Genomic DNA, 3584 nt, shown 5'->3' with positions numbered 1-3584 from the left:
CCTCTCATTGACGGTAAATTCGGAACCGACAATGACGGGGGCTAATTTGTTTTGTCACTGACATGGCGGTGGCGTTTCCTATTCGGATTTTTCACTGGCGCCGTTGAAATAGAAAACAAGCCTGTTTCTACCGGAAACAGACTTGTCCTTCCTTTCGGACCTAGAACAGTAGCATGGCCCGGTATACGGTTTTGGGATGGAGCCGTAGCTTCGTTTCCCCAATTTCTACATACCAGTCAGCATCCAATTCAAGACGGCAAGGAAAATACCCATCTCCTATTTGGATTGCCAACAGATTTCCACAGTGCAACGGGCATTCATACAGTCCATTCCGGTACGCGTGCCATCGTTTGGCAGAGGGGCGGTATCTCAGTTCATTCACCATGTTTTCTCCTCACTGTTCTTTAAACTCAGTCAAAATTCGTGCCACATGCATGGCATCAATCAGCTTGTCTTTGCGTAATACGGCATCCAGTAAACATGCCGTGCACACATTGTTAATCTCGCGGGAAATCCCGCGAGTATGGGCATGAATCGCATCCATTGCCTCTGTGGTAAACACGGGATGGGTGCTGCCCGCCACTTGGAGTTGGTGCTCAATATAGGCCCGCGTTTCCTGAAGATCAAGACCGCTCAGATGAAAGCGGACGTTCATTCGCTGTGTAATCGGCTTAAATACGCGCAACTGCAGCGTGGCTTGCAGTTCCGGCTGCCCCACCAGCACAAGTGCGAGCGGAGAAACGGAATCAATTTGGAAATTGGTCAGGAAGCGGATCTCCTGCAGCATGTCGCCTTGAAGCAAATGAGCCTCATCAATTACGACTACCGCCACCTTCTTCTGGTTCTCATATAAATCCCAGACAAGATGCTGGAACTGGCGTTTAGCCTCGCTGCGCAGAAATTTCGGGGACAACCCGAAATGGTGAAGCAGTTCCCGGTAAAAATCCCGAGGCCGTAAATTCGCATCCGACAGATAGAGGAAACGGTATTTGTGCAAGTCCAGTTGGTCGCGTAGGTATCGGATTGCCGTCGACTTCCCGCTGCCTATGTCTCCTGTGACACATCCAAATGAGCGAGTTTTCACCATATAGTGCAGTCTCGCCACGCACTCTTTGAATCGTTCCGACAAGTAGAGGTGGTCAGTGGAGATTTCTTTGGTAAACGGGGTCCGCTCCCACCCGAAGAAATGGCGAATCATCCTTGTTTCACCTCCAGTTGCTGCATCAGTTCCTGCAGCGTACCGCTTTGCTCTTGTCGTGTCTGACGCTGGTATTCCTCGTAAGCGAGTTCCACATAGTTCAATCCTGTTTTAGGTGGCGACTGAGGCGAGGCGGGTTCCTCCTGCCGTTTATCGGAAGAAAGACTTCGCACACGAAGCGGACGGGCATTCTCCTGTCTTTTGCCGTCTTTCCAGACCTGGATTTCCGTCAGATCATAAGGGTCAAACCGGACTTGTACGGTTTGTCCTGCATAAGCGGCGTCCACCTCGTAGATTTGTCCCAAAAGTGAAATACAGCCGGTTTTATCCACCTTTCGAGTCTCCTCTAGCAGAAATACGTCTGCGAGTTCGTGTGGAGGAATTGTCCTTATGGGATGCTCATCTTTCTTGTATCGGTCCGCTGGTCGTTGCTTAAAACTGTTGTGTACTTTCTGGTGGTAGGCGACTTCCAGCCAAGCAGAAAAGAATCGGTTTAGGTCGGTCAGTGTCTGGATTTTCCCTTGCTCGATGAGATCGTACGCTTCCGGAACAAAGCTTTGGTCCACGAACCGGAAGAACTTTTCCTGCTTGCCGCGCCCCTGAGGGCGGCCGGGTTTGGTATGTTTCAGTTGAGTCCCCAGCCGCCCGCAGATACGCTCAAAATGGCGGGAAGAATAAATCGCTCCATTATCCACGTAAATCATTTCGGGTATGCCATGCTTTAAGATCGCCTTTTTCAAGCAGTCTTCCAAGCGCGGTACACGTTCTTCGAAGTAGAACTGTCCGTGTACTACATAACGGCTGTAATCATCAATAAATACGACCAGATAGGCCATTTTTTTCTTTCCGGGTTGGTCCGGGTGGGGCAAGTATAGAGTGTGCTGGACATCGCCTTGCCAGCAAGCGTTCCGGTATTCCGCCTCAAATCGCCGGAACGTATTGGCCTCCGACTGCAAAAGGGCTTTTCGTGTCAGTCCCCGCCGGCGCAGTTGCTTGGATAAGGTGCTTTCCTTGATGGTTCCGGGTTCGACAAATTGTGCCAGTTCCAGAATCGCAATGATTTGTCGAACGCTACGGCCAGGTTGTTCCCGCTTTAAATCCATCGCTTTTTGCAAAACGTCCTCCGCAATCTCTCTTGACTGCAGCTTGTCTGCTCGTGGTGAAGGTTTGAGGGCTTCCCAGCCTCCTTTACGGTACGCCTGTAAATAGCGCTCTAACGTACGGATGCTGACTTTCGTTTCGGAACTGTACGGGATATCGTAGGTGTGGCTCGCAGCTTCTCTAAGCAGTTCCGCTTGTTGACCAGGCTCTAACTTCCGATTGACCAAAGGAGCAATCAGGCCGTATCGAAAGTTGGCAATCTCCTGGCGTTTTGTTTCATCCATCTGTGGCTTCTCCTCCCCTTGCGAATATCAAAAGAAGTATCGCATGAGAGAAGGAGATCCGGCAGAGAGCATATTTTGTGGGAGGAATCGCTGTTGGGGAGCAAAACTTGGAAAATTTCAACGCTCGAGAAGGCGAATGTCTTTCGGCTGACACTCTGTCGGTTACGGAAAGTAGGAAAAAAGTGAACCTTACAGGAGGTCGGTGTGAGGGAGTTGAGTATTCAGCCAGCACCAATACCCCCGGAGTGGATACATTCCGTGGGAGAAGTAAGAGGCATATACTTGAACAAGACTACGGAGCCAATGGGCGGTATCTGCTAGGGCAGGGTTGACCCCACGGGGATACAGATGGAAAAGATCCTGTGTGGTACCGCGTTCGACCAATTTTCCTGCCATATAGAGAGAAACCCGGTTGACTTGACACAGATGCCGTTTCCACCAGCGTTTCACGGTAGCAGCTGAAATGCCAACCGCAAAAGAAGCGACTCCCTGGATAATTTGAGAGAGGCTTAGGCCTTGTAATCTGCGTACAATCGCGGATTCCCGAACGGTGGTGGCAAATCGAGCCCAAGGAATGAGGAAATCCGGCAGTACAGTCAGCGTTTTTCTGCATTCTGTGCAATACCAACGGTAGATTGGAACTTGAATCGCCTGGTGTTTTGTGGCAACTGTCCGCTTGTAGCAACCATGTTTATTCATGATCCTGTGACAATGTGGGCAATGGATGTACAAATTTGGTTGGCCCTTTCCATGCAAACGTAAATAATTCTTGCATGTTCGGCCTAAAGAGACTATTCTAATCATATAAGTTTGTGGAATGCTCTCGGGATCCCGCGCCAACAGGACCGAGGGCATCTTTCTTTTTTGCAACAAGAATAGCCTATGCTCCCGTCAATGTACAGTAGCAATTAGGCTATTGTCGGTAATGTATATGAGGTTGGGGCGACAGCCAATGTGACGAAGTTTCGGTATTTTGCCGTCAAAGAGTTTGGCGGTAAACA

At 49.9% G+C, this 3584-nt stretch carries 4 protein-coding genes; all 4 read right to left on the bottom strand.

The features are described 5' to 3' along the window. Positions 1-160: 160 nt before the first annotated feature. Positions 161-382, bottom strand: coding sequence for a DUF5348 domain-containing protein (locus EFBL_RS07460; protein ID WP_231705713.1), 222 nt, complete (start codon positions 380-382; stop codon positions 161-163). A gap of 12 nt (positions 383-394) precedes the next feature. Then, positions 395-1198 carry an ExeA family protein gene (locus EFBL_RS07455; RefSeq protein ID WP_096181517.1) on the bottom strand — a complete coding sequence of 268 codons (804 nt, stop codon included), beginning with the start codon at positions 1196-1198 and terminating at the stop codon, positions 395-397. Beyond that, positions 1195-2583 carry a DDE-type integrase/transposase/recombinase gene (locus EFBL_RS07450; RefSeq protein WP_096181516.1) on the bottom strand — a complete coding sequence of 463 codons (1389 nt, stop codon included), beginning with the start codon at positions 2581-2583 and terminating at the stop codon, positions 1195-1197. Before EFBL_RS07450 ends, EFBL_RS07455 begins: the two co-directional genes overlap by 4 nt. Positions 2584-2772: 189 nt before the next feature. Continuing rightward, the gene (locus tag EFBL_RS21825) at positions 2773-3387 is read right to left on the bottom strand and encodes a DUF6431 domain-containing protein (RefSeq protein ID WP_279432760.1); all 615 of its coding nucleotides are present in this window, start codon (positions 3385-3387) and stop codon (positions 2773-2775) included. Positions 3388-3584 lie beyond the last annotated feature (197 nt).

The sequence above is a fragment of the Effusibacillus lacus genome (genome assembly GCF_002335525.1).
Classification (GTDB): Bacteria; Bacillota; Bacilli; order Tumebacillales; family Effusibacillaceae; genus Effusibacillus; species Effusibacillus lacus.
The sequence above is the reverse complement of the archived record's forward strand: the minus strand, read 5'-3'. Positions and strand labels throughout refer to the sequence as shown.

What these genes read in the sequence shown, in the direction of transcription:
- EFBL_RS07455 (WP_096181517.1), bottom strand. Translation starts at nt 1,198, where the DNA reads ATGATTCGCCATTTCTTCGGGTGGGAGCGGACCCCGTTTACCAAAGAA.
- EFBL_RS21825 (WP_279432760.1), bottom strand. Translation starts at nt 3,387, where the DNA reads ATGATTAGAATAGTCTCTTTAGGCCGAACATGCAAGAATTATTTACGT.
- EFBL_RS07450 (WP_096181516.1), bottom strand. Translation starts at nt 2,583, where the DNA reads ATGGATGAAACAAAACGCCAGGAGATTGCCAACTTTCGATACGGCCTG.